The sequence below is a fragment of the Priestia sp. LL-8 genome (assembly GCF_036227845.1).
In the GTDB taxonomy this organism is placed as follows: Bacteria; Bacillota; Bacilli; order Bacillales; family Bacillaceae_H; genus Priestia; species Priestia zanthoxyli.
Window position 1 is genome coordinate 4,148,109 of sequence record NZ_JAZAQH010000001.1, and the last position, 25,321, is coordinate 4,173,429.

A 25,321-nucleotide genomic window follows, 5' to 3' on the forward strand; every position below is an offset into this window, starting at 1 on the left:
TGCAGTTAACTGCATGCTTTTTTTATGATCTGTTATTAAATGTTTCTATAGATACATTTCGCTGAGTCAGCCAGCTATGGGTCTCCCCTGTAATAACTAGAGGCATTTGCTGAAGCTTAGCAATAGAAGTTGCTCCTAACGCAGCCATGATGAACGTTAACTCCTCATGCAGCTCGGCTATCTCTTCTACAACTGCTTCTAAACCAGACTTCATTAAAATGGATAAGAAATATCCTGCCATTCCTGTTGCAGAAGCTCCTAATGCAATAGACTTAGCAATGTCCATAGAGGTTTGAATACCTCCTGAACCAATAATGGACATACCTTCTACGTGCTGAGATACTTCCGCTAAAGAAGCTGCTGTGGAAATTCCCCAATCATTAAAGAAGTGAAAATGTTTGGCTCGTCTTTCATTTTCGATTTTCGAAAAATTGGTACCACCGTACCCACCAATATCAACGATTTCAACACCAACATCTTTAAGTTTTTGCACTGCTGGAGCGCTCATTCCAAAACCTACTTCTTTAACAATTACAGGAACGGTTACTTCTCGGACAATGCGTTCAATACGACGCAATGCATCGGTAAAATCACGATCTCCCTCTGGCATGACCAGTTCTTGTATAACATTTAAATGAATTTGAAGTCCATTTGCTTCAAGCATATCAACCGCTTTTTTAGCTTGTTCAACTGTAGCTTCACTGCCTAGGTTAGCAAAAATAATTCCGTTAGGGTTTTCTTGACGCACTACTCTGTATGATTGTTCTTCCTTTTCATCTTTAATCGCAGCCATCTGCGATCCAACGGCCATTGCTAATTGACCATGATGAGCAATTTGAGCAAACGAACGGTTAATACGTTCCGTTTCTTGTCCGCCTCCACCCGTCATAGCATTTATAAAAATTGGCGAACTTAACAAAAGTTCGCCAATTTTTGTATCAATATGAACATCGTGCACGCCTGTATTTGGTAAGCTATTATGAACGAAGCGAATATCATCTAGCCCGTGCAGCCGATGCTGTCCCGTTTGAATCGCATGATGAATGTGATCAATTTTACGTTTTGCTCTGCTCACAAATCATCACCATTACTTATCTTAATTTTTTTAATTGATCCCCAATCATATCACCTAATTGGAAACCTTTTGACTCTTCTTGTAATTCATAGTCACCATAATCTTCTTGTTCTTCTTCCTCAAGATCACGAATGCTTAACGAAACGCGTCGTTCTTGTTCATTCACATCAAGTACTTTTACCGTCACTTTTTCGCCTTCAGAAAGCACTTCATGCGGTGTCCCGATATGCTTATGGGAAATTTGAGAAATGTGTACAAGTCCCTCTACTCCAGGTAGAACTTCCACAAAAGCTCCAAAAGATACAAGTCTTTTAACGGTTCCATCTACTACATCACCTTGGCGAAGCTTCGTAGAAATGTTGGACCATGGACCTTCTAACGTATCCTTAATAGATAATGAAACACGCCCCGTAGATTTGTCAACAGACAATACTCTGACTTTCACAGTATCTCCCTCAGCTACTACGTCTGAAGGTTTTTCTACACGCGTATGTGAAAGCTGAGAAATGTGCACTAACCCATCTACTCCGCCTACATCTACAAACGCTCCAAAGTCTGTTAAGCGCTGAACGGTTCCTTCTAAAACCTGACCTTCTTTTAATGACTCAAGAACATTTTCTTTTTGTTGTACAAGCTCTTCTTCTACAACTGCACGATGCGAAAGGATGACGCGATTTTTTTCTTTATCTAATTCCACTACTTTGACTGTAAGAGTTTGATCTTGATACTCTGCGAAATCATCAACGAAATGAGTTTCAACAAGAGAAGCTGGAATGAATCCTCTTACACCAATATCTACAACTAATCCGCCTTTTACAATTTCTTTGACTACCGCTTCAAACACTTCACCTGAAGAAAGTTTTGCTTCTAAACCATCCCATGCTTTTTCAGCATCTACAGCCCGTTTAGATAACACAAGCAAATCGTCTTCCACTTTAATTACTTTCGCTTCAACTTCGGCACCTTCTTGGATTACATCGCCTGCTTTTTCAATATGTAAGCTCGCTAATTCACTGATTGGAATAATACCATCTAGTTTGCTGTTCGGTACATCTACATACACTTGCTTTTCTTCTACTTTTGTAATAGTACCCTTTACTGTTTCTCCTACTTCTAATGACGTTACCTCTACTTGATTCATATCTTCTGTCATCGTCTTTTCCTCCTCCAATATCCATCTACAATATGTATTCCCTTGTAAGAGTTCTTCACTCTTTTAGCTCATCATTATTGTATATAGCTCTGTATAGAAAAAACTCTCTTTGTTACTAACTTCTAATAAATAGAATCTTTTGTCAAGTCATAAGGTTACAAACTATTGATATTTTTCAATTAATTCACCAATGCTTTTCATAATAACTTCCGTTACTTCGTCGGCTGATGCTTTTCGTTCGCGAAGCTCATCCATCTGAATTGGCGGTCCGTACACTACTTTTAACCTTGCAAAACGCTTATATGGACCAATAACAGCGCAAGGCACAACAGCTGCTTTTGAACGCAAAGCAAAAAAGCCTACTCCAGCCATCCCTTTTCCTAATTTTCCATCTTTACTTCTTGTTCCTTCTGGAAATAATCCAAGCACTTTTCCTTCTTTTAAAATCTTTAACCCTTGGCGCAAAGCTTCACGATCTGCCATCCCGCGCTTTACAGGGAATGTTTCTAACTTTGGCAGGACCGTCTTCAGAAAAGGTGCGTTAAACAGCTCTGCTTTTGCCATAAACGAAATAGGCCTTGGACATGTCACACCTACAGTAGGCGGATCTAAGTTGTCAATATGATTTGAACAAAGCAAAACTCCGCCTTCTGAAGGGATATTTTCTGTACCGATTACTTCATAACGATAAACTGGTGTTAAAATGCCTTTTACAATGGCACGTGCAAACATATAAAAGCTCAAAATCATCCAATCCTTTCTTTTGTAATAGAAAGTATTTTTTCTACAACTCCTTCAATCGATAAGGAAGTTGTATCGATTTCAATTGCATCTTCAGCTTTTTTAAGAGGTGCTACTTCTCGCTCAGAATCCAGCTTGTCTCTGCGGGCAATTTCTTCTTTTAAACGCTCTAAATTTGATTCAAAACCTTTTTTTATGTTTTCGTCATGGCGTCGCTGTGCTCTTTCATCCACAGACGCTAATAAAAAGATTTTAACTTCTGCGTGAGGAAGCACGTGTGTACCGATATCACGTCCATCCATTACAACGCCTCCATCTTTAGCAAGGCCCTGCTGTCTCGCTACCATCTCTTCACGAACTGCACGATGTTTCGCTACGATGGATACAGAGTTAGTTACTTCTGCGGAACGAATTTCACTTGTAACATTCTGTCCATTTAAGATGACTACCTGTCCAGATTCAGACGGTTTTAAATCGATTACTGTTTCGTTAAGCAAATGCAACAGTTCTTCTTCATTTTGCAAATCTACCTGGTTTTTCTGCGCTTGATACGTTAGAGCACGATACATGGCTCCTGTATCAACATAAATATATGATAAGGCTTCTGCTATAATCTTTGCCACTGTACTTTTCCCAGCAGCTGCAGGACCGTCAATCGCGATTGAAATTTGTTTTTTCATAAGTGCCTCCCTTAATTTCAAAACAGGAACAAACCACTTTCATCTTTTATACAAAGAGCCATTTTATATGAAGCGTTTATAAACGAAAAAAAGAGCAGGGGGTCTTCTCCTGCCTGGTGTTCACTGCATGTTTCTTTCCTAGTTATTCTACCATACGTCCGACTACTGGTCGAATGTTTCAATAATTTTATTAAAATTATTTTTGCTAACTCCCTCATACTGAATAACCTTTGAGAAATATGTACTGTGACTGCTAGATAGTAAAATACATTGGGCAATTATTAAAAACACAAATTGAATAACCACTAATTTAATTAAAATTCGTTCTATTCGATTCACCTTTTTTCTCCTTTTGTAAGAAGTAATACCTTTGCTTACAGTTTAGGAAAGAGAAGTTTTTTTTATACGCTAAAGAAGACCTTTTCTTCTTAGGTCGAGCTGACGCTTTAAGGTATAACGAATCATCATTTCTTTCGTTTGTTTTTCCATATCCATAAATTTAATAGATAGCTGACCTACTTTACAAGAAGTCGGGGCGGTAATTCGTACAACTTCCCCTTTTAATTCAAGATGCTGCAAAGCTCCCTCACGATTAGGAAGACTTAATCGTACAACAACCGAATCTTTCTCATTAAAAAGCAGCGAGTGATGGAAGGAGCCGGCTATTCCACCTGCACTAATGTTTTTAGTCATAATTTCCATTACTTCCTGCTGTTCTTGTTCACTTTCTATCACCGCCTTTACTGTAAGCGGCACACGGAAAAAATTCCTTCTTTGGATGGATTTTAACTTTTTATCGCCCGGATAAAAGAGCTTCACAACAGGCATGCCTTTTATTTCACGCCCTGTTACTTCAGTTGGAAAGGTATATACATTTTGATCATATCCAATAAACGTAGCAAGCAATTTTGTACCTTTTAGTAAAAAAGCACTTCGCTGCGTTTCTTCATTTAGCGGATAGCTAATATAAATCACGTCTTCCGTAAACTCAACTACTTTACATCGATATGTTTGTTGTAATGTAGACTCTCTGTGTCCGCTCTCTAACGTCAACCTCATTCCCGCTTTTATCATCTTCTCTCTCCTTCAGTTCCACTATATACACTTTTTCCCTTTATTCAAACATAGTCAAATATGTTTATTTTGTAAATATAAATTAGTTATTTAGACTCAATAAAATATTACAAAATACAAAAACCGGTGTCTATAGACACCGGTTTTTATCAACTTTACACTTCATTATATAAAGGTTCTGAGTTTTGCAGTTTTTCGACTTTTTCTTCAAAACCCGTATCGGCATTGATGAAAATACGATACGTATCATTTTTTATTGTCCCTAAAAACTCATAGCATAGCACTTCTTCGTTTAAATCATTCGTAATAATTGCCAAGCGGTCTTCCATCACTTTTACATTCGAGTTCAGCTTGGTTTTTGCCTGTTCTTTCGAAATTTTAGGTTTTGGAATATCTCTTGTACGATGTTTTAATAAGAAATCTTTAGCTGAGAAACCAATCACAGATCCATCTTCTAAAGACATTTTCATTTTAACTGAATCCGGATAAATCCGAACTCCACTTTCCGTTTGCTCTACGAATGTAAAGACTCCCATGTTATCATATTGAGCGCTTTCAGCCATCACTAGGCTTTCAAAACGATGATCTTTTAAAAACTTAGTCGCTTTGTTCATAGCATCGTTTAAACTAATATTTTGCTTTTTAATATCTCGATCTTCAAGCACCCAAAGCGGATATCCACCTTTTTGGGTAATATCCATATACGTCTCTTGTTTCGTCTTTGGATCTGTAATGGTTAAGCTGTACACCTCATAATCGGCATCTTTTCCGCTCTTTACAATATGAATTTGTTCATTTCCTTTTAAATTCAAAAATGAACGCGCCACTTGTTTTGCAACATCTTCACTAACTTCTCTACCTTTTAATTGATGAAAAGCGTTTTTTTCCTGCTCATTCGTTGCATTCATAACGCCTAAATCTGTTTCGGCAAAAGAATCTATACTTTTTTCAACGGTTTTTAATCCGTCGATAATCGTATTGTCCCCTTGCTTTTCTTTTGTGGCTAAGGCTAACTCAACATCCATCCAGCGCAAGTTATTATCAATGACTAGATGCTGTACTTGGCGCATTTCATTTTGAATTTCGCCTGACTGATCATAAAGCGAATTTAACGTTTTATACTCTTTATCTGTTAAGGGGGATTTGCTTAAATCCCTTACCGCCACTTTATACGTAAAGTCACCAACATCTGAAAGAAACTCTTCTGTTTTATTGAACGGTAAAAGCGATAAAGGCAGCTGTCCTACATTGTTATGAGCTTCAGAAGTTAAACGCCATACTTCTGCAAGCGCGGGCGAAAGCTGATCTCTCGAACTCATGGCGAGCGTGCCACCGATTTTATCATTTAATAAATCTAGCTGATATGACAAATCATGAAATGCTCGTTGATACGTATTCTCCGCTTGAAGCAGCACTGCATCTTTTTCTTGATGTTCGCTGTACCCCCAATACCCTACACCTACAACACCAATAGCTAATAATACAATTAAAATTGTTCGAATCATGTTTCCTTCACCTCTCTTTATCTACAGAAAATGTGTTTCCCGATTTGCTTAATTTGAGGACGTGACCAAATCCATGCGCTTGTTGCTGTATCCGGATTAAAGTAATAAATAGCATTCCCAGTAGGATCCCATCCGTTAATCGCATCCATAACCGCTTTTTTAGATGTTGGATTGGGTTCAAGCCAAATTTGCCCATCTGCTACGGCAGTAAATGCACGCGGTTCAAAAATAACTCCAGCGACGGTATTTGGAAATGACGGACTGTTAACTCGGTTCAAAATAACGGCCGCTACGGCTACTTGACCATTATAGGGTTCACCCCGTGCTTCACCATGCACGGCATTTGCCATGAGCTGAATATCATTTTGTGAAAAACCGCTTGGTACATTCACCGCTGTTGGCTTTTGTACTTTTTCTTTCTGTTGTTCAGAATTTCCTTTAGACGTATTACGCTGCGGCTGACTGGCAGGTTTTTTTGCTTGAGAAGCTCCGCTTTGTGCTTTTTGCTGCGCATTGTTCCCGCTGCTTTTTCCCCTGCTCCCGCTTCCTTTAGACTGCTGATCAAGAGGCTGACCGCCATAGTGCGTAAACTTATTTCCTTTTCTAATTTGATTTTTCACATAGTTTTCGTGATATTTTGTTGCATTGGCTAATTTAATCTTTGTTTGCCAGCCTGCTAAACCGTCAATCTTTTTAATGCCAAATTCATATTGAAAATTGCGCAGTGCCCAGTATGTGCTCCATCCAAATACACCGTCAATTTTCCCGTTATAATAACCTAAATACTGAAGTCTCGACTGCAGCTCAATAACGTCATCTCCAACTGCTCCGTGTTGAATGACTTGATTTGAAAACGCGTGAGCGGCCTTTGGACTCACAACGGACGCTGCAATAAATGAACATATGCATATGAGACATGCATACCTTTTAAAACATCGAAATGATAACATGACAAAACCTCCTACATCGTATGTAACTGATAAGATGATAGGAGTATTTTTTGTAAAGGTTGTTTTTTTATACAAGATGCGCAAAATTTACCGAAATGAAAAAAACTCAGCTCGTAAATCTCTCAAAAAAGATTTACAAGCTGAGCCTAGACAATCGATGGCTGCTTGGCCTTTTTTACTTTTCTTAACGCCAGCCACCATAAATAAATCATAAATGGAATAATAATAAATACCCAATGATCCATTGTTTTTAAAATATAATCATATGTTCCATGTAAAATGAGCGGCGCAAACACGGAGTACAGCGTCCACTTCGTTTTTTCCTTTCCTTCAGAAAACTTTGCTTTCCCTAAATAATACCCCATAATGACGCCGAATAAAGCATGACTAGATACGGGTAAAAAGGCTCTTCCTAGGGCTGATTCTAAACCATTTGCAAATAAATATAAAATATTTTCAACGGTAGCAAAACCTAATGAAACAGCTGCCCCGTAAACAATTCCATCATAATGCTCATCAAATTCCACATGCTGATAAATCGTGAAATATAAAATGAACCATTTGAAAAATTCTTCTAAAAAGCTTGTCGTAAAAAATGCTTGAAGAAAAGGTGATTGAAAAACGTGTTCTTCCCCAAATACATATTGAATAAACATAATTGGCAAAACAAGCATTGCTCCAAAAATAAATGTTTTTAATACCATTGAAATAGGCTCAGTTTCATATTCATCTTTCAAATAAAAAAAACTTAACAATGCCAATCCTGGCGCAATGCCTGCAGATACAATCGCCAACATAAATAGCGCCTCATCTCCTCTATTTTTTTTAATAGTAACATGTTATCTTTAGGATGAAAATCTCCGTCTATAATGTCCTTATCTTTATATGTAAATGCTCACATAACTTGCTGTCGATTTACAAAGCCTAACAAAGACCTTAAACAAGTATACCAAAAAATGTATCATACTTATATGAAAAATTGAAAGGAGCTCTCTATGAAAACTGTTTATATTCTTCACACCGGCGGCACAATCTCTATGAAAGAAGACATGGCAACTGGATCGGTAACACCAGATACTCAAAATCCGCTTCACCGCTCCACATCATCAGTTTCAGGTATGGCCGATGTAATCGTAGAAGAAGCATTTCATCTGCCTTCTCCTCACATTACTCCTAAGGAAATGCTTATACTTTCAAAAAAAATACGCGATAAAATTAATGAAGGCAAAATTGATGCAGTCGTGTTAACCCACGGTACGGACACGCTGGAAGAAACCGCTTATTTTTTAGATTTAACAGTGCATACAGATATTCCAATTGTCTTAACTGGAGCCATGAGATCAAGCAATGAAATTGGTTCAGACGGTCCTTATAATTTTATATCTGCGGTTCGGGTGGCTATTAGTGACGGTGCAAAAGGAAAAGGTGTCTTAGTTGTGATGAACGATGAAATTCATACCGCTGAAAATGTGACCAAGACCCATACAAGCAACGTGGCGACATTTCAAAGCCCTCAGTACGGGCCAATAGGATTAATCACAAAACGTGGCGTATCTTTTCACCATATGCCTACAGAACATGAATTTTATCCTGTTAATCAGATAGATAAACAAATCACTTTATTAAAAGCTTATGCAGGAATGGACGACCATTTATTTCAAGCAGTGGCTTCAATGAATGTTGATGGACTTGTAATTGAAGCCCTCGGTCAAGGAAATCTACCTCCTCTCACAATTCCAGGAATTCAATTGCTTTTAAAACGAAAGATACCCATCGTGCTCGTTTCTCGCTGTTTTAATGGAATTGCTCAAGATGTATATGGATATGAAGGCGGTGGCAAGCAGTTGAAAGAGATGGGCGTTATTTTTTCAAATGGCTTAAATGGTCCTAAAGCACGCATTAAACTGTTAGTGGCTCTCCAAGTAACAACGAATCATGATGAACTGCAGCAGCTATTTAATCATTAGTAAAACAACGCATAGAAGCCTATGCGTTGTTTTTGTTGATAATATGAGAAGCAATGGATTTTCCATGAAAACGTCCATTTTCGATAAAAATCTCATTAGCATTGTTTCCTGCAGCAATCACACCAGCGATATAAATTCCTTCCACGTTTGTTTCCATCGTTTCTTCGTTAAAAGAAGGGCGGCCTGTTTCAGCATCTAATTCCACACCCATTTTTGTTAAGAACGAATGATCAGGATGATAGCCAGTCATCGCAAAAACGAAATCGTTACAAATCGTAGATTCTTTCCCTTCCTGCTCATATGTTACCGTTTCATCCGTTATCTTCGTTACATGAGCATTAAAATGCATCCCAATTGTTCCATTTCGAACCAGCGCCTCAAATTCAGGCAATATCCAAGGTTTTACGCTAGGGGAGTAATCTGAGCCACGATAAATAACTGTCACCCTTGCATCACACTTCACCAATTCCAGAGCTGCATCGACGCTAGAGTTTTTTCCGCCTATAACGACTACATCTTTATCAAAGTACGGATGCGCTTCTTTGAAATAATGAAATACCTTTGATAAATCTTCACCAGGAACATTCATATAATTAGGATGATCATAATAGCCCGTAGCTATAATGACATTCTCCGCTTCATATGTCTCTTTAGATGTTGTGACAATAAATTGGTTTTCCGCTTGTTTGTCTACTTGCAAGACACGTTCAAACGGCTGAATTCGAACTTGCTTGCGCTTCACCACTTCTCGGTAGTAAGCAAGAGCTTGGTTACGCACAGGCTTACGATTTTCCGTAATAAAAGGGACATTCCCAATTTCTAGTTTTTCACTCGAACTAAAAAACGTTTGGTGGGTGGGATAGTTATAAATTGCATTCACAATATTCCCTTTTTCAATTACAAGGGCATCAATACCTGTATGTTGAAGCTCAATAGCTGCTGAAAGGCCGCATGGTCCTCCGCCAACAATAATTACTTTTTCTTTCTTCATGCCTGTCACTCCTTCAGTTGTAAACGCACCTTTTTTTTATTTTAACGCAGTGTAAAACAAAAAAATCTCCTCATTAATGATAGGAGATTTTTTCTATTTACGCAATTGTTCTGCTGTTCTGTTTTTAAATCCAGCCTCTGAAACGAGAGCCTTCTGCCATTTTTCTTACGCCTATCATATAAGCAGCTAGACGCATGTCGACTTTTCGAGTTGTAGAGGTTTCGTAGATGTTATTAAATGATTTAACCATTACTTTTTCAAGCTTTTCTTCTACTTCTTCTTCCGTCCAATAATAACCTTGGTTATTTTGCACCCATTCAAAATAAGAGACTGTTACACCGCCGGCACTTGCCAAAACGTCTGGAACTAATAAAATTCCTCTCTCTGACAAGATGCGCGTTGCTTCAAGAGTTGTTGGTCCATTTGCTGCTTCTACTACAATACTCGCTTGAATGTTATGGGCATTTTCTTCTGTAATTTGATTTTCAATCGCAGCTGGAACTAGGATATCACAGTCAAGTTCAAGCAGCTCTTTATTGCTGATTGTATTATTGAATAATTTCGTTACTGTACCAAAGCTATCGCGTCGATCTAATAAATAATCAATGTCTAAACCGTTAGGGTCATGCAGCGCTCCGTACGCATCGGATATCCCTACAATTTTAGCGCCAGCGTCGTGCATGAACTTAGCTAAAAAGCTTCCTGCATTTCCAAACCCTTGTACTACTACCCGTGCACCTTGTAATTCAATGCCTCGTTTTTTCGCTGCTTCACGAATACAAATAGTTACTCCTTTTGCAGTCGCTGTTTCACGGCCGTGTGAACCACCTAAGACAAGGGGCTTTCCAGTAATAAAGCCCGGTGAGTTAAATTCATCAATCCGGCTGTATTCATCCATCATCCAAGCCATAATTTGTGAATTTGTAAACACATCCGGCGCTGGAATATCCTTTGTTGGTCCAACAATTTGGCTAATCGCACGAACATATCCGCGGCTTAAACGCTCTAATTCTCCAAAAGACATATTTCGAGGATCACAAACAATTCCACCTTTTCCTCCACCGTAAGGAAGGTCAACGATTCCACATTTTAAACTCATCCATATAGATAGAGCTTTTACTTCTTTTTCAGTTACGTTTGGGTGAAAACGAATTCCGCCTTTCGTAGGACCAACTGCATCGTTATGCTGCGCTCGGTGACCTGTAAAAATCTTAACTGATCCGTCATCCATACGAACAGGAATTTTCACTGTCATCATTCGTAATGGCTCTTTTAATAGTTCATACACTTCATCAGGATAGCCTAGTTTTTCTAACGCTTTATGTATCACTGTTTGTGTAGATTTTAAAACATCATGCTTCTCTTCTTGACTATTTTTACTGTCTTGCATCTTGTCGGCTACCATCTGTAAACCTCCTAAAATGTATCGAAAATTATTCGTTTTTAATTGAATGGTGCTTCTTTCATGACATAGTATACACCCTTAGTTTTACATTGCAAAGGAAAATATCGAACTTTTAGTATTTTTTGTGTTCTTCTAAGAAAACGCTTCCAATAACTTTACAAGGTATGCTACAATGTTTTAAGTCTGCCTCTTTTCTAGTATGCTTTAATCGTCTAAAAAAAATAAAAAACACCCGCTGATAAAGAGCACTTTCAACAACTTTGTACAAGCTGAAAGTGCAGCCACTCTTATTTTAATAAAAGTGCTTTATCCTTCACGGGTGTAATTATTTCAATTAAACAGTTAAGAAAAGACAGAGTTAATATACTCCAAAGCTCTCTTTTCTACTAACATTTTTCCATATTCATTTACGCGGTGCTTTGTAATTGTAGAGGGATTTCCATACTCCGCCAAAACCGCAATCATATTCCCAACTTCAGCTGGTGACAGCATGTGATAATCCAACAGCACGTAAAAACGTTTTTCAAATGAATAGAGCACGCTATCCGTATCGTAAAAGTTTGACATGCGTTTGGTCAGCTGAATGACATCTTCAAATGAATCAAACTCAAAAAACATGTCTTCGCTTTCATCTAACATGACCTGCATTTCAATGAAGTCCTCGAACTCGTCTTCATCGAACTCACCGTAGCTGGTTTCTTCTTCATACTGCTTTGTCACAAATACAACCATTCCCTGTGCTTGAAGTGAAAAAACTTCTACCGAAAGAGAATTTGTAGGTTCAAAGTTCAGTTCTTGAGAAGCTTGCTCTATCATCTCACGAAAAAGCTGCTTTACTTTGAATGTATCTGTCCATAGATCTTCTTTTGTTAACCCTCTTTCTTTTAAATCATCGTAGGTCAAAAAAACTTTTAGCTTATTATAGTTTAATCGTTCAAGCCTCATTAGCGTCCCTCCCCGCTTGCACTCATAACCACATGGTTCGATAATGCAGTATATGTATTTTTTGGAAAACGGTTCGTGATGTTTACTTACGAGTTTACAGGTTTATGATAGGAAAGACAAGCTATTCTCAATCAATTTCTGCTAATTTTTTTGTTAGCCAGCTGTTCCACTCTTCTTTTGTATTTCCTAAAATAAACGGCTGAGCCTCGCCTTTTCTTTTGCTATCTAAACCATCAAACACATAACCGCCTAATCCTACTTTGAGATGCGGGAACTTCTTTATCATTTGGTTCGTCAAATTTAGTGTTTTCTCGGCATTTTCCATCATTGTGCATGACATAAATAAAAACGTTGGGTCTACTTCTTTAACAATTAACTCAACATCTTTATCTTCAATGCTACTTCCTAAATAAATAACCTCAAACCCTTTACGGCGTAAAAATAGCGTAAAGACTAGGAGTCCCACTTCATGTGTCTCATTAGGTCCGCATACAGCAATCGCTTTAGGCAATAAGCCATTTGAAGGCAGCGAATAAAAAATCATGCTGATACGCGTTTTTAATACTTGAGTCGTATAATGCTCGTGAGCACTTGTAATTTGCCCTTTTTCCCACATATCTCCAACCGTCACGAGTAGAGAACCCAAAATATCAATAACCACTTTTTCTACCGAATACAGGCTAAAAGCATGATTAATTAAATCCTGTGCTTTTCCTTCTTCAAAAGATAAAAGCATCGTTAACAGCTCATCCCTAATTTTTTGAGGGGAATCTACTTCTCCTTCTTCTTCAAACGTTCCTACTGTACTGCTTTCCGTTTCTAATAACGAAACCGCTTGACTTATAGTAAAACCTCCGCTCACTTTTTCCGTGAGCCATTTTAATTTCCGCAAGTCTTCCTCTGTATATAACCGATGCCCGGATTCATTGCGGACAGGATTTAAAATTTGATAGCGTCGTTCCCATGCACGCAAAGTTCCCGGCTGGATTCCGACCATATTTGAGATGGCTTTAATATTATACTTCCCTTCGTGAGCCATACGTAACCTCCAACTACTCTTCGTGAACTGTATCTATTAATTGAATTATAGGATAAGTTATCCTGTGTGTAAAATTTGTATATGCTATGTAAAGAGTTTGTTCAAGGCTATTCTTTCCTTTTTAAAGTGATATAATGCGTTTGAGCTCTAGCTTGTAAACGGAGAGGCAAAGAGGTTGTACCATATCCGTTACTGACAAAAAGAGGAATCTTTCTTTTTTCTTTCAGCCCTCCTAATTCATACATACCAAAATTAAATAAGCGTATCTGTCCTCCGTGTGTATGTCCACTCAAAATCAAATCTACTTTTGATTCTTCATCTACATAATAGATAACATCAGGATTGTGGCTTAGAAGAATGGTAAGCTGTTCAGGTTCAATGGAAGAAACAGCTCTCTTTAGATTCATCTGACCTTCTGATAAATCATCTACCCCCGCAAAATGGCATGTAGTACCATCTTTAGAAACGGCAAAGACATGCTCGTTTTTAAGGGCAATAACTCCTTCATCTTTAAGCACCTGCTTCAATTGCATTTGATCTACTTCGTAATCATTATTTCCCCACACAAAATAGACGGGTCCTAGCGTTTTAAGCTTTTGAATATTTTGACGAGCACGCAATAAAGGGACTCCTCCTTCTAGTAAATCACCGCCTATAATTACAAAATCTACTTCGCCCGGTATTTTTTCCAACAGCTTCGACGAAACTGTTCGCTTATGTATATCTGATATAAAAAACAGGCGCAAAGGCTGCTGGTTTTCAGGAAATCTTGATAAATGAATCGTTCTTTCTTCGACATATGTACGATGAGCTTCTGAAAACATAAAAATCAGCAAGCCTACGCCTAACGCTAAAATTATTAAAAGAATAACCATATATTCTCCTTCTTTTCATTTTATACCCGGTTTGTTTCTGTTAAAGAAGAAAGGGCATAAATTATCGCAATTGTTAACAAACCTACTACTTGATAAAGCGCAACTGCACTTAACGATAAAATTCCTATCACACATAGACATGAAACAAGGTATTCATGCCATTTTACCTTATAGCCTTTTAGAAACGACCGACTTTGCAGAAACACTTTACGAACTGCTGCCGACAGACAAAAAAGAGCCGTGAAAAATAAGATTATAACACTAAACACATCTAACGGATGTAAAATCATTTGAATAAGTAAATAGGTTAACGAAGCTTTTGAACCTACAGCCGTTAAACTGCTGATATAATAACTGCATAACCACGCAGCTAGCAAGTTAAACCAATCCCTCACAAAAAAACCCCCTTCACTAAACTTCTATGTAAAAAGAGGCTTTTTCATGCGATTCTATTTGTTTTCATGATATAAATTAATTCCATAGGTTGACTGCATCCAGCGAAACGTTTCTTTTCGGTGCTCCCATGTTTCAGGCGTCGCCCATAGCTCTTTGCTTCTTTTAATAATCTCACAGCGCAAATCTTGAAAAGTCTTTTCTGCTTTCTCGCCTTTTTTCTGCAGCTGCACAGTATAAAAATAAAGTGAGACGGTAAGCAATAAAAACATCAAATGCCCCATGTTGCCTAACAAAAATGAAAAAAATTCGCTAAACGTCGTAAAAAAACCGCTTTGAAATATGAAAAAAAAGTAGCTAATAACAGTCGTTACACTGGCTAAAAACAAAATCTTCCATTTTTTCTCTTTAGCTTTCAGCTTATTAACTGTCTCTTTTCTTTTAATAACGCTCACTAATATATATTGAAGTGTTTCATCGCTTTCAAAGTCTATCACTTCGTTTTCCATCATTCCACCCCCTCGTATGCTAGTACAACATATGAGGGAACATAAAAGATTATGTGGGTAGCACTGAAAATAATGGCTGTTTCCTTAACCTTTACTGCATTAGTTCTTCTCGCTGTGCAGATTTCCCTTTTGATTTTCTTATCTGCAGACCTAATAAAAAATCAATGAGAAAATGAGTAAAAATCGTGACATACAAATTTTCAGTCCACCAAAAAAGTAACCCTATTAAAAAGCTTAAAACCACAACCGAAATAAAAAGAAACCACTTTTTTAAATATCGAATGTGAACGAGTGCAAATACGATACTCGCCCAAAACAGGCCAAACTGAACTTGTATAACCCCTCGAAATAATATTTCTTCTGAACATGCAACGATGAGGCAAATAAGGGCTAGATGAGGAACAGAACGGTTAGCAAATAAACGTTCATTAATCCCTCCGTCATCGTATAAATGCTCAGGTACGCATTTCATTAGAAATATATCTCCTCCTACTACTAAGAGAGCTGTTCCTCCCCCGTACAATAAAATAGAAGACCAATCCAGCTGAAAAAACTGCAAAAAGGAATTCCATGAATCGAATGTAAAAAACCCGATGCCTAAAGCAATGAAGCAGATGAGCAGCTGTGTTACATATAAATTTTTAACTAGCTCTGCATCTGTCATGGATGAAATAAGCTCTTGCTGTGATTTTGCCATTATATCTCTCCTTGACGAAGCAAACGAGCTAATTCTAATTCCCAGCCTTGAAAGGTCCATTGCTCTTGCTCACCATTTGTTTTTTTATAGTTTTCTAAATCCAAGCCGCAGCAATCGCAACAATTCTCAAGCTCTGATTTTCCCCGCTCATTAAAATAGCCAAGCAGCACGTGACGACGGCATTCTTTTGTCTCAATAAACCCCTTCATCGCACGGTACTTGTCATGTTTGTTCCGAAGACGTTTATTTACAGCTGCAATAATCGTTTCATGGAGCGATTCAGCAATTTTCCAAGGTTCAACATGTTCATTTTTCACTACATTTTCTCTGTACAAATAATAACGAATAAATCGCCAATGTGTTTCTTGAATACCCACTGTATAAAGAAAATGAGACTCTACTTGTTTTAAAGGAATGGCCTGATCATGATTTCGTAAATACGACAAGCAGTATAAGATGATATCTGAAGAAGGAAGTTCAATTTCAAGTAAAGAATGAGCAAAATCATCGTCTCCTTCAGCATAAAGCAAAATCGCAATACTGTTTTGCTGATCGCGTCCACTTCTTCCAATTTCCTGTACGTATGCTTCTAGCTGCGTAGGTGTATGAAAATGAATAACAAAGCGAACATTCGATTTGTTAACCCCCATTCCAAATGCACTTGTGCAGCAAATGATATCAAGCTGATTTTCTAAAAATTGCTGTTGAACAAGCATTCTTTCATTCGGTTCCATTCCCCCATGGTAATACTGCACTCGCTGTATCCCATTTTCCTTGAGAAGCTGTGTTAATGCTTCTGTCCAAGATCGGCTGGAACAATAGATAATTCCCGGACTTTGCAGTTCGCTAACGTACATCAGTAACTTCTCTTTTTTCTCTTCAATACTTGCAACAAAATCAACTTTCATCGCAATATTACTTCGATTCATGGAATAGATGTGCTCATTGACAGCAGGCAGCGATAAGTAGCGCTTAATATCTTCCACTACTTCCCTCGTCGCAGTTCCCGTTAGTGCCAGACATAGCGGACTGCCAAGTTCCTTCCATATATCTCCTAACTGAAGATAATCCAAACGGAAATCGTGTCCCCACTGAGAAATACAGTGCGCCTCGTCCACAACGAAAAGGCCTACCTTTGCCTGCTTTAATGCTTCTACTACAACAGCATTTTGCAAAATTTCAGGAGATGCATAAATAAAACGATAAAAAGCTAAATTTTTTAGCGCTCGTCGTTTTTCTTCTTGTTGTAAGAAACTATTTAAGGCAATAACTCGCTTTTCTCCGCTTGCCTTTAGCTGCTGAACTTGATCTTCCATCAGTGAAATTAAAGGAGATACAATCAGCACCGGTCGGTTCAACAAATAAGCGGGGAGCTGATAGCACAATGATTTCCCTGTTCCTGTAGGAAGAACCGCTAACACATTATGACCTGTTAAAATATCTTGAATAATCTCTTTTTGTCCTAGTCGAAATTGGCTATAGCCAAATTGTTTTTGTAGAAGTTGTTCTATCTTCACATCAAACACCACTTTTTTTAGTATCAGGTAAAATGTTTTGCTAATACGAGACGAATCTGAAAATAGGTAACGTCGTCTTTTACTTCTTCCTTTATCACCTTTAATTTATTTGTACGCAAACCTTCAAAAGCTGAGATGATTTCTTCCTGCTGCTTAGGCGATACGTATGCATCGATTGAAAAAGATGGAACAAACAGAGCTAATTCTGCAATATGATCTTCAATTGTACTTTCTTTTAAACGCCTTATATAAGCAATCTCTTCAAGCGTCTTGCCTTTTTGAAGCCAGCTATACGTTTTTAACGTCGAGCTCGTCAAAGGCAATTCTAAATATAGATCATGTAAAAAAGAAGAAAGTACATGAAAGCTTTCATTATTTTTACTCACTTTTTCAATGATATGATGAATAACCCCTAAAAGTTGAATATGAACATAATGCTCATCGAGTTCATATTGATATGCTAACTGATTTTTTGTAAAGCCTACTCTTTGGTATCCAGTCAGTTGCAAAACAAAAAGAGACGCATCTCGTTCCGCACAACCTTTCAAGCACGTTCGGAGCTCTTTGAACAGCTGAGCGGCTAACTCTTGACGCGTTTGCTTTTGAGACATAATATACGTTTTGACCCATTGAATGACCTCAGCATTTTTGGAAATGGGTAAAAACCCTTTTTGAAAATACTGTAGGTTTGATAAGGTCTGAATGAACAAAGTGATTCTTGCTAAAAATAATTGAGTACTGCTTGCGAATTTCCATCCGTCTAAAGCTGGATGAAAAGGTCGAGCCGTCAGTTCATCTTCAAGGCGTGCTTGTCCCTTATCTGTCATCACATACTTTTGATTTTCAGTTTCTTCAATATACTGCTGTTCTTTCAGATATGCAACGCAGGTTTCAAAAGACCGTTTATCTAAGTAAACAAATGACTGAAAAAGAAACGAAATTCCAAAAATTTTTCCGTCTTGAATCGTTTGAGCTGACTTTTTACCTGTTAATAAATGATAAATACCATAGGCGGTTCTCTCACCTTTTAACTGTTTTATACAAAATAAAATGCTAACTTGAATATAATTCAAAGGTGTCAACTTCCTTTCTCATTCATTGTACCAAAAGTGACCAATAGCATGTGAGGTAAAGGCTTTTCAGTTCTTTCCTTTATGTATCAAAACGTTTGGATAAGTGAAGAAACCTTGATTTGATAAGCATTCTCAGTGACTTTTCTATTGAAAAGTTTTATAAATCATTTTACAATGAATAAGGAGAAATTTCACTCTTGATTCGCGAAGAGATTATATAATGAGAAATTTTCGAACACTTTACAGGAGGTCTTGTTATGCCAAAATATACAATTGTTGATAAAGATACTTGCATCGCATGCGGCGCTTGCGGAGCTGCAGCACCAGACATTTATGATTATGATGATGAAGGTATTGCATTCGTAACATTAGATGATAACCAAGGTGTAGTAGAAATTCCAGAAGATCTAGAAGATGATATGATGGATGCAATGGAAGGTTGCCCTACGGATTCAATTCGCGTAGCGGATGAAAAATTCGAAGGCGATGCTAATAAATTCGAATAAGTATTGAACAAACCTGTAGTGTACATGCTGCAGGTTTTTTTATATATAAAAATCGCTCTCCCCGGGAGAGCGATTGAATTAAACAGCAACGCGGCGCGTAATCCATTGCTTCATTTTTGAAAACAATAAGACAAAAATAACCCCTGTTGCTGCTCCTTTTATTAAGTTAAACGGCAAAATACCTGCAACGATATATTGACGCGCTTGTTCACTAGACATTTCTGGCGATTGTAAGAAGATTGTATACGCCGGTAAAAAGACATAATAATTTAAGACAGCCATGAGTATCGTCATTACAACCGTACCCGTAACCAAACCTATCGTTACGCCTTTAGCTGTTTTAAATCGACGGAACATGTATGATACAGGAAGAACGAACAGTAAACCAGCCACAAAGTTCGCAACCTGGCCAACCGGAACCCCTGTAGCACTTCCTTGAATTAAATAATTCAATAAATTTTTTATTCCTTCTACTATAACAGCAGCCATCGGTCCAAATACAAGTGCTGCTACGAGTGCAGGAATTTCACTAAAATCAATTGTTAAAAACGGAGGTAATCCAGGAATTGGAAAATTAATCATCATTAAAATATAAGCAATACTACTTAACATTCCTAGTATGACCAGCTTTTGAGTTTTCTTACTTTGTTGCATCTTGCCTCTCTCCTTCTTTGTGATCCACTCTTCAAAGAAGAAAGGTTCAACTTTATATCCCCACGCAAAAACCTCCCAACAAATGATTCGTTGAGAGGAGACATGGCAGGCATATTTAATAAACGTTCATCACATTAGGCTTTGAACGCTGAACCTCCACCTTCTCCCATCCAGACTGTACTGTCGGCTTTGGAATTTCACCAAATCTGCTCGTATGTATTACATATAAGCTCGCGGGCTCAAAACAATTTGTTTTTTACCGCCGGTCGGGAATTTCACCCTGCCCCGAAGATAGACCAATATTTAATTATGAATTTATTATATGTTATCTCGAATTAAAAGTAAATAAAGAAGTTTTTTAATTCCTATTAAATTGATGTCTTTTATAAACTTCATTACTGTTTTATATGTAAAATAAGGAAATAAGTGCATAACCAACAGCATTATGACATATTTATAGTTTCAATTTTACGTTTACAATTGTGTATTTGATAACTAATTGTAAAGTTTAAAAAATATAATTGACAGAATTTTTTAAACATGGTAAATTATCAAATATTTGATGATAGTAAAATCCAAGGGAGATGTTCACGTCATGTATAACGTATTAGTAGCTGATTCAATTAGCAATGAAGGTCTTGCTCCACTACTTGAAGCTCCTCATGTGAATCTTACGCGAAAAAAAGTTGAAGAAGTTGAGAATGATTTGCATACGTACGATGCGCTTTTAGTACGAAGTGCTACGACGGTTACAGAGGATTTGCTGGCAAAAATGCCGAATTTAAAAATTGTTGCTCGCGCTGGAGTAGGTGTCGATAATATTGATATTGAAGCCTCAACCAAACGAGGGGTTGTCGTTATTAACGCGCCGAACGGAAATACCATTTCAACGGCGGAGCATACATTTGCTATGATGGCTAGCTTGTTTCGGCATATCCCCCAAGGAAATGCTTCAGTCAAAGCGCGCGAATGGAACCGCTCAGCATTTGTTGGAACAGAGCTTAATCGCAAACACCTGGGCATTATCGGATTTGGACGAATTGGCTCAGAGCTTGCTAAACGCGCAAAAGCCTTCAATATGAGCGTTCACGTTTACGATCCTTTTTTAACCTCTTCCCGAGCTGAAAAGCTAGGGGTAGAACTATTATCCCTGGATGAATTACTAGCAGCAGCGGATGTTATTACCGTGCACACTCCGCTTACGAAAGAAACAAAGGGATTGCTCAATCATGACACGTTAGCCAAAACAAAGAAGGGCGTGTTTTTATTAAACTGCGCACGCGGCGGGATCATTGATGAAAAAGCCTTAGTTCATTATTTAGAAATTGGCCATGTTCAAGGTGCAGCTATTGACGTATTTGAAGTTGAGCCGCCGATTGATAACCCTTTGTTACATTTTGATCAAGTTATTACAACTCCTCACTTAGGCGCTTCTACAAAAGAAGCCCAGCTTAACGTTGCTGAAGACGTGGCACATGACGTTTTGCGTTTTCTAGAAGGCAATCCTGTAAGCTCATCCATTAATTTACCGACGCTTTCTAAAGAAGTTTTTGAAAAAATCCAGCCGTTTACGAGCCTTACTAAACAAATGGGAGCTATTTTATCTCAATGCATGCGAGAACCTGTTCAGCATATCTCTATCTCCTACGGAGGTACAGTGACGGATTTAGAAACCACTTATATTACACGGAGCTTGTTATCAGGCTTTTTAACCCATCGTATCGACTCACCTGTTAATGAAGTCAATGCTTCTATGATTGCCAAAGAACGAGGCATTACATTTGGTGAAAAAACGTCGGAAGATACGCAAGGATATTCCAATATGATTGACGTTACAGTAACGGGCGAACAGCGTACGTTTACCATTACAGGTACCTATATAGCAGGATATGGCCCTCGAATTGTTAATATCGATTCGTTTGATATTGATTTTTATCCAGAAGGACATCTTCTTTATATCCGTCACAGTGATCAGCCCGGAGTGATTGGAAATGTAGGGAAAGTACTTGGAGATTTACGTATTAACATTGCTACCATGCAAGTGGGACGTAAGCAAAAAGGCGGCGAAGCCATTATGATGCTCACGTTTGATAAACTTTTAGAGGATTCTGTCATCACTTCATTAAAACAAACAAGCGAGATTGTGACCATACAGCGCATTGAATTGTGACATTGAAAAAAAAAGAGCCTTAGCGGCTCTTTTTTATGGACTTATTTTTAACACTTGTCCTGCATTTAAAGCGGTGTTCTCTAAATGATTCCACTTTCTTAGCTGCTCCACATCTACTTCATATTTGGCCGCAAGTTCAGATAATGTATCTCCTTGATGGATAAGAATACAGTTATCAGAAGCCTGATGTAACTGCTGAAAAACCGTGGCAGCTAAATCGCTTTTTACGTATGCCGATAGTTTTTGCTTGTCCAATTTGGCAAGTGGGTTTACTGCATTGGTTTTATCCGGATTCCAACTTCCTTGATGAACTTCAAAATGCAAATGTGCACCTGAAGATCGTCCTGTATTGCCAACCCGTCCAATGTTTTGACCTGCGGCTACAGAATTTCCTTCTGCAACAAAACGTTCCTCTAGATGAGCATAGACCGTTTCGTATCCGTTCGTTTGTTTGATAAAAACAACCTGTCCGTATGTATTTGAATAATAAGAGCGGCTCACCACTCCTTTTGCAACAGCATACACCTGTGTACCCACAGGTGCTGCTATGTCAATTCCAAAGTGTTTGGCGTGACGAGAACCAAATATATCAGTTAAGACTCCTTCAACTGGCCACTCCCACTGCTTCTCTTCTGCCTTTACCATTTGTCCGCCCAAAAATAACAGACCGATACACAATCCCATTACTAATACAACCAATATTCTTCTTAACACGTCAATCATGAAGAAAGAACCTCCTATGTAGATCATTGCACACAAAACATACTATATGCCAATTCCTTCTCTTTTAGACTTGTTTATAGAAAAAATAAAGAGATGTGATTCTCTACTGAATCACATCTCTTTGCTATTCTCATTATTTCAGCCGAAGAAAAACTGTTATTTAGCATGTGTTTACTTTGGCAGTTTGATAAAGAAAGTTGTTCCTTCATTTAATTCACTTTCAACCGCAATGATCCCTTGATGTGCCTCCACGATATTTTTGGCGATCGCAAGCCCAAGACCAGTTCCTGACTTCCCTCTCGTTCTGGCTTTATCCGCTTTATAAAATCGTTCAAATACAAATGGAAGGTCTTCTTTCGGAATGCCTGCTCCTGTATCTTGAACAGAAAGATGGATTTCGGATTGACTTTTATCAAGATGCAGCTTTACTTCTCCGTAGTCATCCGTATGACGAATGGCATTATCAATTAAGTTTGTCAGCACTTGTTCCATACGGTCTGAATCAATCATCGCTTCAAATTCATCTTCTACTTTTCCATTAAGAGACAGTTTAATATATTTCTCTTTAGCTAACCCCTGAAACTTACGCAAAACACGTTCTGTAAATTCAACCATTGCTACAGATTCTAAGTGAAGCTGCACATGTCCCGCTTCCATTCGCGCCAAATCTAAAAGTTCATTTACAAGCCGGCCCATACGGAGTGATTCATCATAAATCACCTGTGCAATTTCTTTCTTTTCTTCATCCGTACTTGCAATATCGTCAATAATAGCTTCACTATAACCTTGAAGCATAGAAATAGGTGTGCGCAATTCATGAGACACGTTTGCAATAAAATCTTTTCTCGATTTATCAAGTTTACGCTCTTCAGACATATCTCGTAGTACAGCTACAGCACCGCGGATTTTCGTTTGATTATAGAGCGGTGACATTAAAATGACCCACGTTTTCCCTTGAATTTTCAACTCTGCACTTCGCTCCGTTTCAGTCTCTACTACCGTTTGAAACAAATGCACAACGTTTGCTGGAAGCTCAGGCACCTGCTGATTGTTAACATCCTGCTCGTAATACCAAGTCTGAAGAAAATGCTCCGCTGGGGGATTGGTAATTAAAATCGATCCGTCTCTACTAAACGTAATAACACCGTCTGCCATACTGCTTAAAATACTTGAAAGCTGTTCTTTTTCCTGATTGAGCGCATTGAGATTAAACTTTAACTGCCTGCCCATTTGATTAAAAGCAATCGCTAACTCTCCAATTTCGTCGTGAGTTAAAATAGGTACTTTTGTATCAAAGTTCCCTTTTGTTACTTCAAATGCCGCCTGCCTCATTTTTCTAAGAGGTGCTGTAATTCGAGTGGATAAGAAAAAAGCAAAGATAGTAGTTAAAATAATAGCAATACCTGCAGCCAATAAAATGAACTTAGTCGTATATTGAGCGGGCTCTTCAATTTCAGAAAGAGATTGATACAGATAAACGCCGCCTGTCGGTTTGTTATCTTTCATTAAAGGTACACCGACAACAAACATTAAAGGCTCATCACTCGTGTCTTTTTTTGTGGTCATGTACATTTTTTCCCGTACTACTTTACCTTTTTCAACCACTTGATTTAGCTGATTGTTTTGTTTAACAATGGCCGAAATAGCTTTCTTATTTTCTTTATCAGGATGTGTGGAATGCCAATAGAAATCTTCATCTTGAACAATAACTACACTTGCTTGATCTGCAAGTTCACGAGCAATGGATAGTCCTAGCTTTTCATCCTCTGTTTCCTGCACAATGGTAGAGATTTTAGCAGCCGTTTTAGTTAAACGGTTTTCCGCATCTACAACATGATAATTTTCAAAAAACTGAAGCAGTAAAATGGTCAAAATAAATAAAACAAGCGTGACGAGCAATAGGATAGTAAACCATAGTTTACCAACTACACTTCTCCAAAACATCAGTTATTTTCAACCTCAAATTTATACCCTACTCCCCAAACGGTTACAATCATTTTCGCCGCTTGTGACGATACGCGGTTTAACTTTTCACGCAAACGCTTGACGTGTGTATCTACCGTACGAAGATCTCCAAAGAAATCATAATGCCATACTTCACGCAGCAGCTGTTCTCTGTCATATACTTTATCTGGCGTTTTTGCAAGGTAGCATAATAATTCATATTCTTTTGGAGTTAAGTTAACTTCTTTTCCGTCTGCTGTAACGCGATGTGCGTCATTATCAATCGTTAAGTGATCAAAGACAATAAGATTTTTCACGCTCGTTTCTGGTTGAATAAACGTTGCTTGAGAAGAACGTCGAAGCAGTGCTTTTACGCGAAGAACCACTTCTCTTGGGCTAAACGGCTTAACGATATAATCATCTGTACCTACTTCAAACCCTTGGACTCTGTTTACTTCTTCCCCTTTAGCTGTAAGCATGATAATAGGAGTTGCTTTTTTCTCCCGAATTTGTTTACAAACCTCAATACCGTCTATGCCAGGCATCATTAAATCTAATACAATCAAATCATAATCTATGTGTAACGCTTTTTCGATTGCTTCATGCCCATCGGCTGCTTCTTCAATGATGTATCCTTCTTTTTCTAAGTACATTTTTAACAATCGTCTAATGCGATCTTCATCGTCTACTAGCAGTAATCTTTGTTCGTTTTGCATGTATTTTCAACCTCCTAGT

At 38.0% G+C, this 25,321-nt stretch carries 26 protein-coding genes and 1 riboswitch; of the genes, 3 read left to right on the forward strand and 23 right to left on the reverse strand.

What is annotated here, in order from left to right:
* Nucleotides 1-22: 22 nt before the first annotated feature.
* The 9 genes from fni to prsW all read right to left on the reverse strand — a co-directional run bounded on the left by fni (nucleotide 23) and on the right by prsW (nucleotide 7,975).
* On the reverse strand, nucleotides 23-1,075 hold the full coding sequence (gene fni / locus U9R83_RS21650) for a type 2 isopentenyl-diphosphate Delta-isomerase (protein WP_014458337.1): 1,053 nt from the start codon (nucleotides 1,073-1,075) through the stop codon (nucleotides 23-25).
* Between the two features lie 16 nt (nucleotides 1,076-1,091).
* On the reverse strand, nucleotides 1,092-2,228 hold the full coding sequence (gene rpsA / locus U9R83_RS21655; RefSeq protein ID WP_042991905.1) for a 30S ribosomal protein S1: 1,137 nt from the start codon (nucleotides 2,226-2,228) through the stop codon (nucleotides 1,092-1,094).
* Nucleotides 2,229-2,390: 162 nt separating this feature from the next.
* Nucleotides 2,391-2,978: a lysophospholipid acyltransferase family protein gene (locus U9R83_RS21660; RefSeq protein WP_014458335.1), complete on the reverse strand. Its 588-nt coding sequence runs from the start codon at nucleotides 2,976-2,978 to the stop codon at nucleotides 2,391-2,393.
* Nucleotides 2,975-3,649 (reverse strand): (d)CMP kinase, encoded by a 675-nt coding sequence (gene cmk, locus U9R83_RS21665; RefSeq protein ID WP_243549918.1) that lies wholly within the window; start codon nucleotides 3,647-3,649, stop codon nucleotides 2,975-2,977. Before cmk ends, U9R83_RS21660 begins: the two co-directional genes overlap by 4 nt.
* A 162-nt stretch (nucleotides 3,650-3,811) precedes the next feature.
* Nucleotides 3,812-3,988, reverse strand: coding sequence for a YpfB family protein (locus tag U9R83_RS21670; RefSeq protein WP_013059030.1), 177 nt, complete (start codon nucleotides 3,986-3,988; stop codon nucleotides 3,812-3,814).
* Between the two features lie 69 nt (nucleotides 3,989-4,057).
* Nucleotides 4,058-4,723, reverse strand: coding sequence for a flagellar brake protein (locus U9R83_RS21675; RefSeq protein WP_209367814.1), 666 nt, complete (start codon nucleotides 4,721-4,723; stop codon nucleotides 4,058-4,060).
* 155 nt (nucleotides 4,724-4,878) lie between these two features.
* Nucleotides 4,879-6,228, reverse strand: coding sequence for a germination protein YpeB (gene ypeB, locus U9R83_RS21680; protein ID WP_328575414.1), 1,350 nt, complete (start codon nucleotides 6,226-6,228; stop codon nucleotides 4,879-4,881).
* A 17-nt stretch (nucleotides 6,229-6,245) separates the two neighbouring features.
* On the reverse strand, nucleotides 6,246-7,178 hold the full coding sequence (gene sleB, locus U9R83_RS21685; protein ID WP_115654874.1) for a spore cortex-lytic enzyme: 933 nt from the start codon (nucleotides 7,176-7,178) through the stop codon (nucleotides 6,246-6,248).
* 146 nt (nucleotides 7,179-7,324) lie between these two features.
* Nucleotides 7,325-7,975 carry a glutamic-type intramembrane protease PrsW gene (gene prsW, locus U9R83_RS21690; RefSeq protein ID WP_013059034.1) on the reverse strand — a complete coding sequence of 217 codons (651 nt, stop codon included), beginning with the start codon at nucleotides 7,973-7,975 and terminating at the stop codon, nucleotides 7,325-7,327.
* Nucleotides 7,976-8,173: 198 nt separating this feature from the next.
* Between prsW and U9R83_RS21695 the strand changes: the two genes are divergently transcribed.
* Nucleotides 8,174-9,145 carry an asparaginase gene (locus U9R83_RS21695; protein ID WP_115654875.1) on the forward strand — a complete coding sequence of 324 codons (972 nt, stop codon included), beginning with the start codon at nucleotides 8,174-8,176 and terminating at the stop codon, nucleotides 9,143-9,145.
* Between the two features lie 19 nt (nucleotides 9,146-9,164).
* On the opposite strand, the gene U9R83_RS21700 is transcribed toward U9R83_RS21695, so the two are convergent.
* From U9R83_RS21700 to U9R83_RS21745, 10 genes are all read right to left on the reverse strand, one after another.
* Nucleotides 9,165-10,136 carry a YpdA family putative bacillithiol disulfide reductase gene (locus tag U9R83_RS21700; protein WP_014458330.1) on the reverse strand — a complete coding sequence of 324 codons (972 nt, stop codon included), beginning with the start codon at nucleotides 10,134-10,136 and terminating at the stop codon, nucleotides 9,165-9,167.
* A gap of 124 nt (nucleotides 10,137-10,260) precedes the next feature.
* Nucleotides 10,261-11,526 (reverse strand): Glu/Leu/Phe/Val family dehydrogenase, encoded by a 1,266-nt coding sequence (locus tag U9R83_RS21705; protein WP_370506064.1) that lies wholly within the window; start codon nucleotides 11,524-11,526, stop codon nucleotides 10,261-10,263.
* 357 nt (nucleotides 11,527-11,883) lie between these two features.
* A complete protein-coding gene (locus U9R83_RS21710; protein WP_013084906.1) occupies nucleotides 11,884-12,486 on the reverse strand; it encodes a genetic competence negative regulator in 603 nt (200 codons plus the stop codon).
* 127 nt (nucleotides 12,487-12,613) lie between these two features.
* Nucleotides 12,614-13,525, reverse strand: a complete 912-nt coding sequence (locus tag U9R83_RS21715; RefSeq protein WP_060747016.1) for a MerR family transcriptional regulator — start codon at nucleotides 13,523-13,525, stop codon at nucleotides 12,614-12,616.
* Between the two features lie 107 nt (nucleotides 13,526-13,632).
* On the reverse strand, nucleotides 13,633-14,400 hold the full coding sequence (locus U9R83_RS21720; RefSeq protein ID WP_140451722.1) for a metallophosphoesterase: 768 nt from the start codon (nucleotides 14,398-14,400) through the stop codon (nucleotides 13,633-13,635).
* A gap of 20 nt (nucleotides 14,401-14,420) precedes the next feature.
* The gene (locus U9R83_RS21725) at nucleotides 14,421-14,795 is read right to left on the reverse strand and encodes a hypothetical protein (RefSeq protein WP_115654877.1); all 375 of its coding nucleotides are present in this window, start codon (nucleotides 14,793-14,795) and stop codon (nucleotides 14,421-14,423) included.
* 54 nt (nucleotides 14,796-14,849) lie between these two features.
* Nucleotides 14,850-15,302: a DUF2663 family protein gene (locus tag U9R83_RS21730; protein ID WP_243549920.1), complete on the reverse strand. Its 453-nt coding sequence runs from the start codon at nucleotides 15,300-15,302 to the stop codon at nucleotides 14,850-14,852.
* Between the two features lie 91 nt (nucleotides 15,303-15,393).
* Nucleotides 15,394-15,999, reverse strand: a complete 606-nt coding sequence (locus U9R83_RS21735) for a CPBP family intramembrane glutamic endopeptidase (protein WP_014458325.1) — start codon at nucleotides 15,997-15,999, stop codon at nucleotides 15,394-15,396.
* Nucleotides 15,999-17,516, reverse strand: a complete 1,518-nt coding sequence (locus tag U9R83_RS21740; protein WP_115654879.1) for a RecQ family ATP-dependent DNA helicase — start codon at nucleotides 17,514-17,516, stop codon at nucleotides 15,999-16,001. Before U9R83_RS21740 ends, U9R83_RS21735 begins: the two co-directional genes overlap by 1 nt.
* Before the next feature lie 23 nt (nucleotides 17,517-17,539).
* Nucleotides 17,540-18,589, reverse strand: a complete 1,050-nt coding sequence (locus U9R83_RS21745) for a helix-turn-helix domain-containing protein (RefSeq protein ID WP_042991902.1) — start codon at nucleotides 18,587-18,589, stop codon at nucleotides 17,540-17,542.
* 257 nt (nucleotides 18,590-18,846) lie between these two features.
* Between U9R83_RS21745 and U9R83_RS21750 the strand changes: the two genes are divergently transcribed.
* A complete protein-coding gene (locus tag U9R83_RS21750; RefSeq protein ID WP_013059046.1) occupies nucleotides 18,847-19,095 on the forward strand; it encodes a ferredoxin in 249 nt (82 codons plus the stop codon).
* Nucleotides 19,096-19,173: 78 nt separating this feature from the next.
* On the opposite strand, the gene U9R83_RS21755 is transcribed toward U9R83_RS21750, so the two are convergent.
* Nucleotides 19,174-19,749 (reverse strand): ECF transporter S component, encoded by a 576-nt coding sequence (locus U9R83_RS21755; RefSeq protein WP_014458322.1) that lies wholly within the window; start codon nucleotides 19,747-19,749, stop codon nucleotides 19,174-19,176.
* A gap of 154 nt (nucleotides 19,750-19,903) precedes the next feature.
* A riboswitch (FMN riboswitch) is annotated at nucleotides 19,904-20,046 on the reverse strand.
* A gap of 298 nt (nucleotides 20,047-20,344) precedes the next feature.
* On the opposite strand from U9R83_RS21755, the gene serA reads away from it, so the two are divergent.
* Nucleotides 20,345-21,919 carry a phosphoglycerate dehydrogenase gene (gene serA, locus U9R83_RS21760; protein WP_014458320.1) on the forward strand — a complete coding sequence of 525 codons (1,575 nt, stop codon included), beginning with the start codon at nucleotides 20,345-20,347 and terminating at the stop codon, nucleotides 21,917-21,919.
* Nucleotides 21,920-21,952: 33 nt separating this feature from the next.
* On the opposite strand, the gene U9R83_RS21765 is transcribed toward serA, so the two are convergent.
* The 3 genes from U9R83_RS21765 to U9R83_RS21775 form a co-directional block, all read right to left on the reverse strand.
* The gene (locus U9R83_RS21765; RefSeq protein ID WP_115654880.1) at nucleotides 21,953-22,642 is read right to left on the reverse strand and encodes a peptidoglycan DD-metalloendopeptidase family protein; all 690 of its coding nucleotides are present in this window, start codon (nucleotides 22,640-22,642) and stop codon (nucleotides 21,953-21,955) included.
* Nucleotides 22,643-22,813: 171 nt separating this feature from the next.
* Nucleotides 22,814-24,586 (reverse strand): ATP-binding protein, encoded by a 1,773-nt coding sequence (locus U9R83_RS21770; RefSeq protein WP_014458318.1) that lies wholly within the window; start codon nucleotides 24,584-24,586, stop codon nucleotides 22,814-22,816.
* Entirely contained in the window at nucleotides 24,586-25,302 is a 717-nt protein-coding gene (locus U9R83_RS21775; RefSeq protein WP_013059051.1) for a response regulator transcription factor, read from the reverse strand. Before U9R83_RS21775 ends, U9R83_RS21770 begins: the two co-directional genes overlap by 1 nt.
* Between the last annotated feature and the right edge of the window lie 19 nt (nucleotides 25,303-25,321).

Bases quoted from the DNA above. Each gene is read 5' to 3' on its own strand.
- rpsA (WP_042991905.1), bottom strand. From the start codon at position 2,228: ATGACAGAAGATATGAATCAAGTAGAGGTAACGTCATTAGAAGTAGGA.
- U9R83_RS21660 (WP_014458335.1), bottom strand. From the start codon at position 2,978: ATGATTTTGAGCTTTTATATGTTTGCACGTGCCATTGTAAAAGGCATT.
- cmk (WP_243549918.1), bottom strand. From the start codon at position 3,649: ATGAAAAAACAAATTTCAATCGCGATTGACGGTCCTGCAGCTGCTGGG.
- U9R83_RS21675 (WP_209367814.1), bottom strand. From the start codon at position 4,723: ATGATAAAAGCGGGAATGAGGTTGACGTTAGAGAGCGGACACAGAGAG.
- ypeB (WP_328575414.1), bottom strand. From the start codon at position 6,228: ATGATTCGAACAATTTTAATTGTATTATTAGCTATTGGTGTTGTAGGT.
- sleB (WP_115654874.1), bottom strand. From the start codon at position 7,178: ATGTTATCATTTCGATGTTTTAAAAGGTATGCATGTCTCATATGCATA.
- prsW (WP_013059034.1), bottom strand. From the start codon at position 7,975: ATGTTGGCGATTGTATCTGCAGGCATTGCGCCAGGATTGGCATTGTTA.
- U9R83_RS21695 (WP_115654875.1), top strand. From the start codon at position 8,174: ATGAAAACTGTTTATATTCTTCACACCGGCGGCACAATCTCTATGAAA.
- U9R83_RS21700 (WP_014458330.1), bottom strand. From the start codon at position 10,136: ATGAAGAAAGAAAAAGTAATTATTGTTGGCGGAGGACCATGCGGCCTT.
- U9R83_RS21705 (WP_370506064.1), bottom strand. From the start codon at position 11,526: ATGCAAGACAGTAAAAATAGTCAAGAAGAGAAGCATGATGTTTTAAAA.
- U9R83_RS21710 (WP_013084906.1), bottom strand. From the start codon at position 12,486: ATGAGGCTTGAACGATTAAACTATAATAAGCTAAAAGTTTTTTTGACC.
- U9R83_RS21715 (WP_060747016.1), bottom strand. From the start codon at position 13,525: ATGGCTCACGAAGGGAAGTATAATATTAAAGCCATCTCAAATATGGTC.
- U9R83_RS21720 (WP_140451722.1), bottom strand. From the start codon at position 14,400: ATGGTTATTCTTTTAATAATTTTAGCGTTAGGCGTAGGCTTGCTGATT.
- U9R83_RS21730 (WP_243549920.1), bottom strand. From the start codon at position 15,302: ATGGAAAACGAAGTGATAGACTTTGAAAGCGATGAAACACTTCAATAT.
- U9R83_RS21735 (WP_014458325.1), bottom strand. From the start codon at position 15,999: ATGGCAAAATCACAGCAAGAGCTTATTTCATCCATGACAGATGCAGAG.
- U9R83_RS21750 (WP_013059046.1), top strand. From the start codon at position 18,847: ATGCCAAAATATACAATTGTTGATAAAGATACTTGCATCGCATGCGGC.
- U9R83_RS21755 (WP_014458322.1), bottom strand. From the start codon at position 19,749: ATGCAACAAAGTAAGAAAACTCAAAAGCTGGTCATACTAGGAATGTTA.
- serA (WP_014458320.1), top strand. From the start codon at position 20,345: ATGTATAACGTATTAGTAGCTGATTCAATTAGCAATGAAGGTCTTGCT.
- U9R83_RS21765 (WP_115654880.1), bottom strand. From the start codon at position 22,642: ATGATTGACGTGTTAAGAAGAATATTGGTTGTATTAGTAATGGGATTG.
- U9R83_RS21770 (WP_014458318.1), bottom strand. From the start codon at position 24,586: ATGTTTTGGAGAAGTGTAGTTGGTAAACTATGGTTTACTATCCTATTG.
- U9R83_RS21775 (WP_013059051.1), bottom strand. From the start codon at position 25,302: ATGCAAAACGAACAAAGATTACTGCTAGTAGACGATGAAGATCGCATT.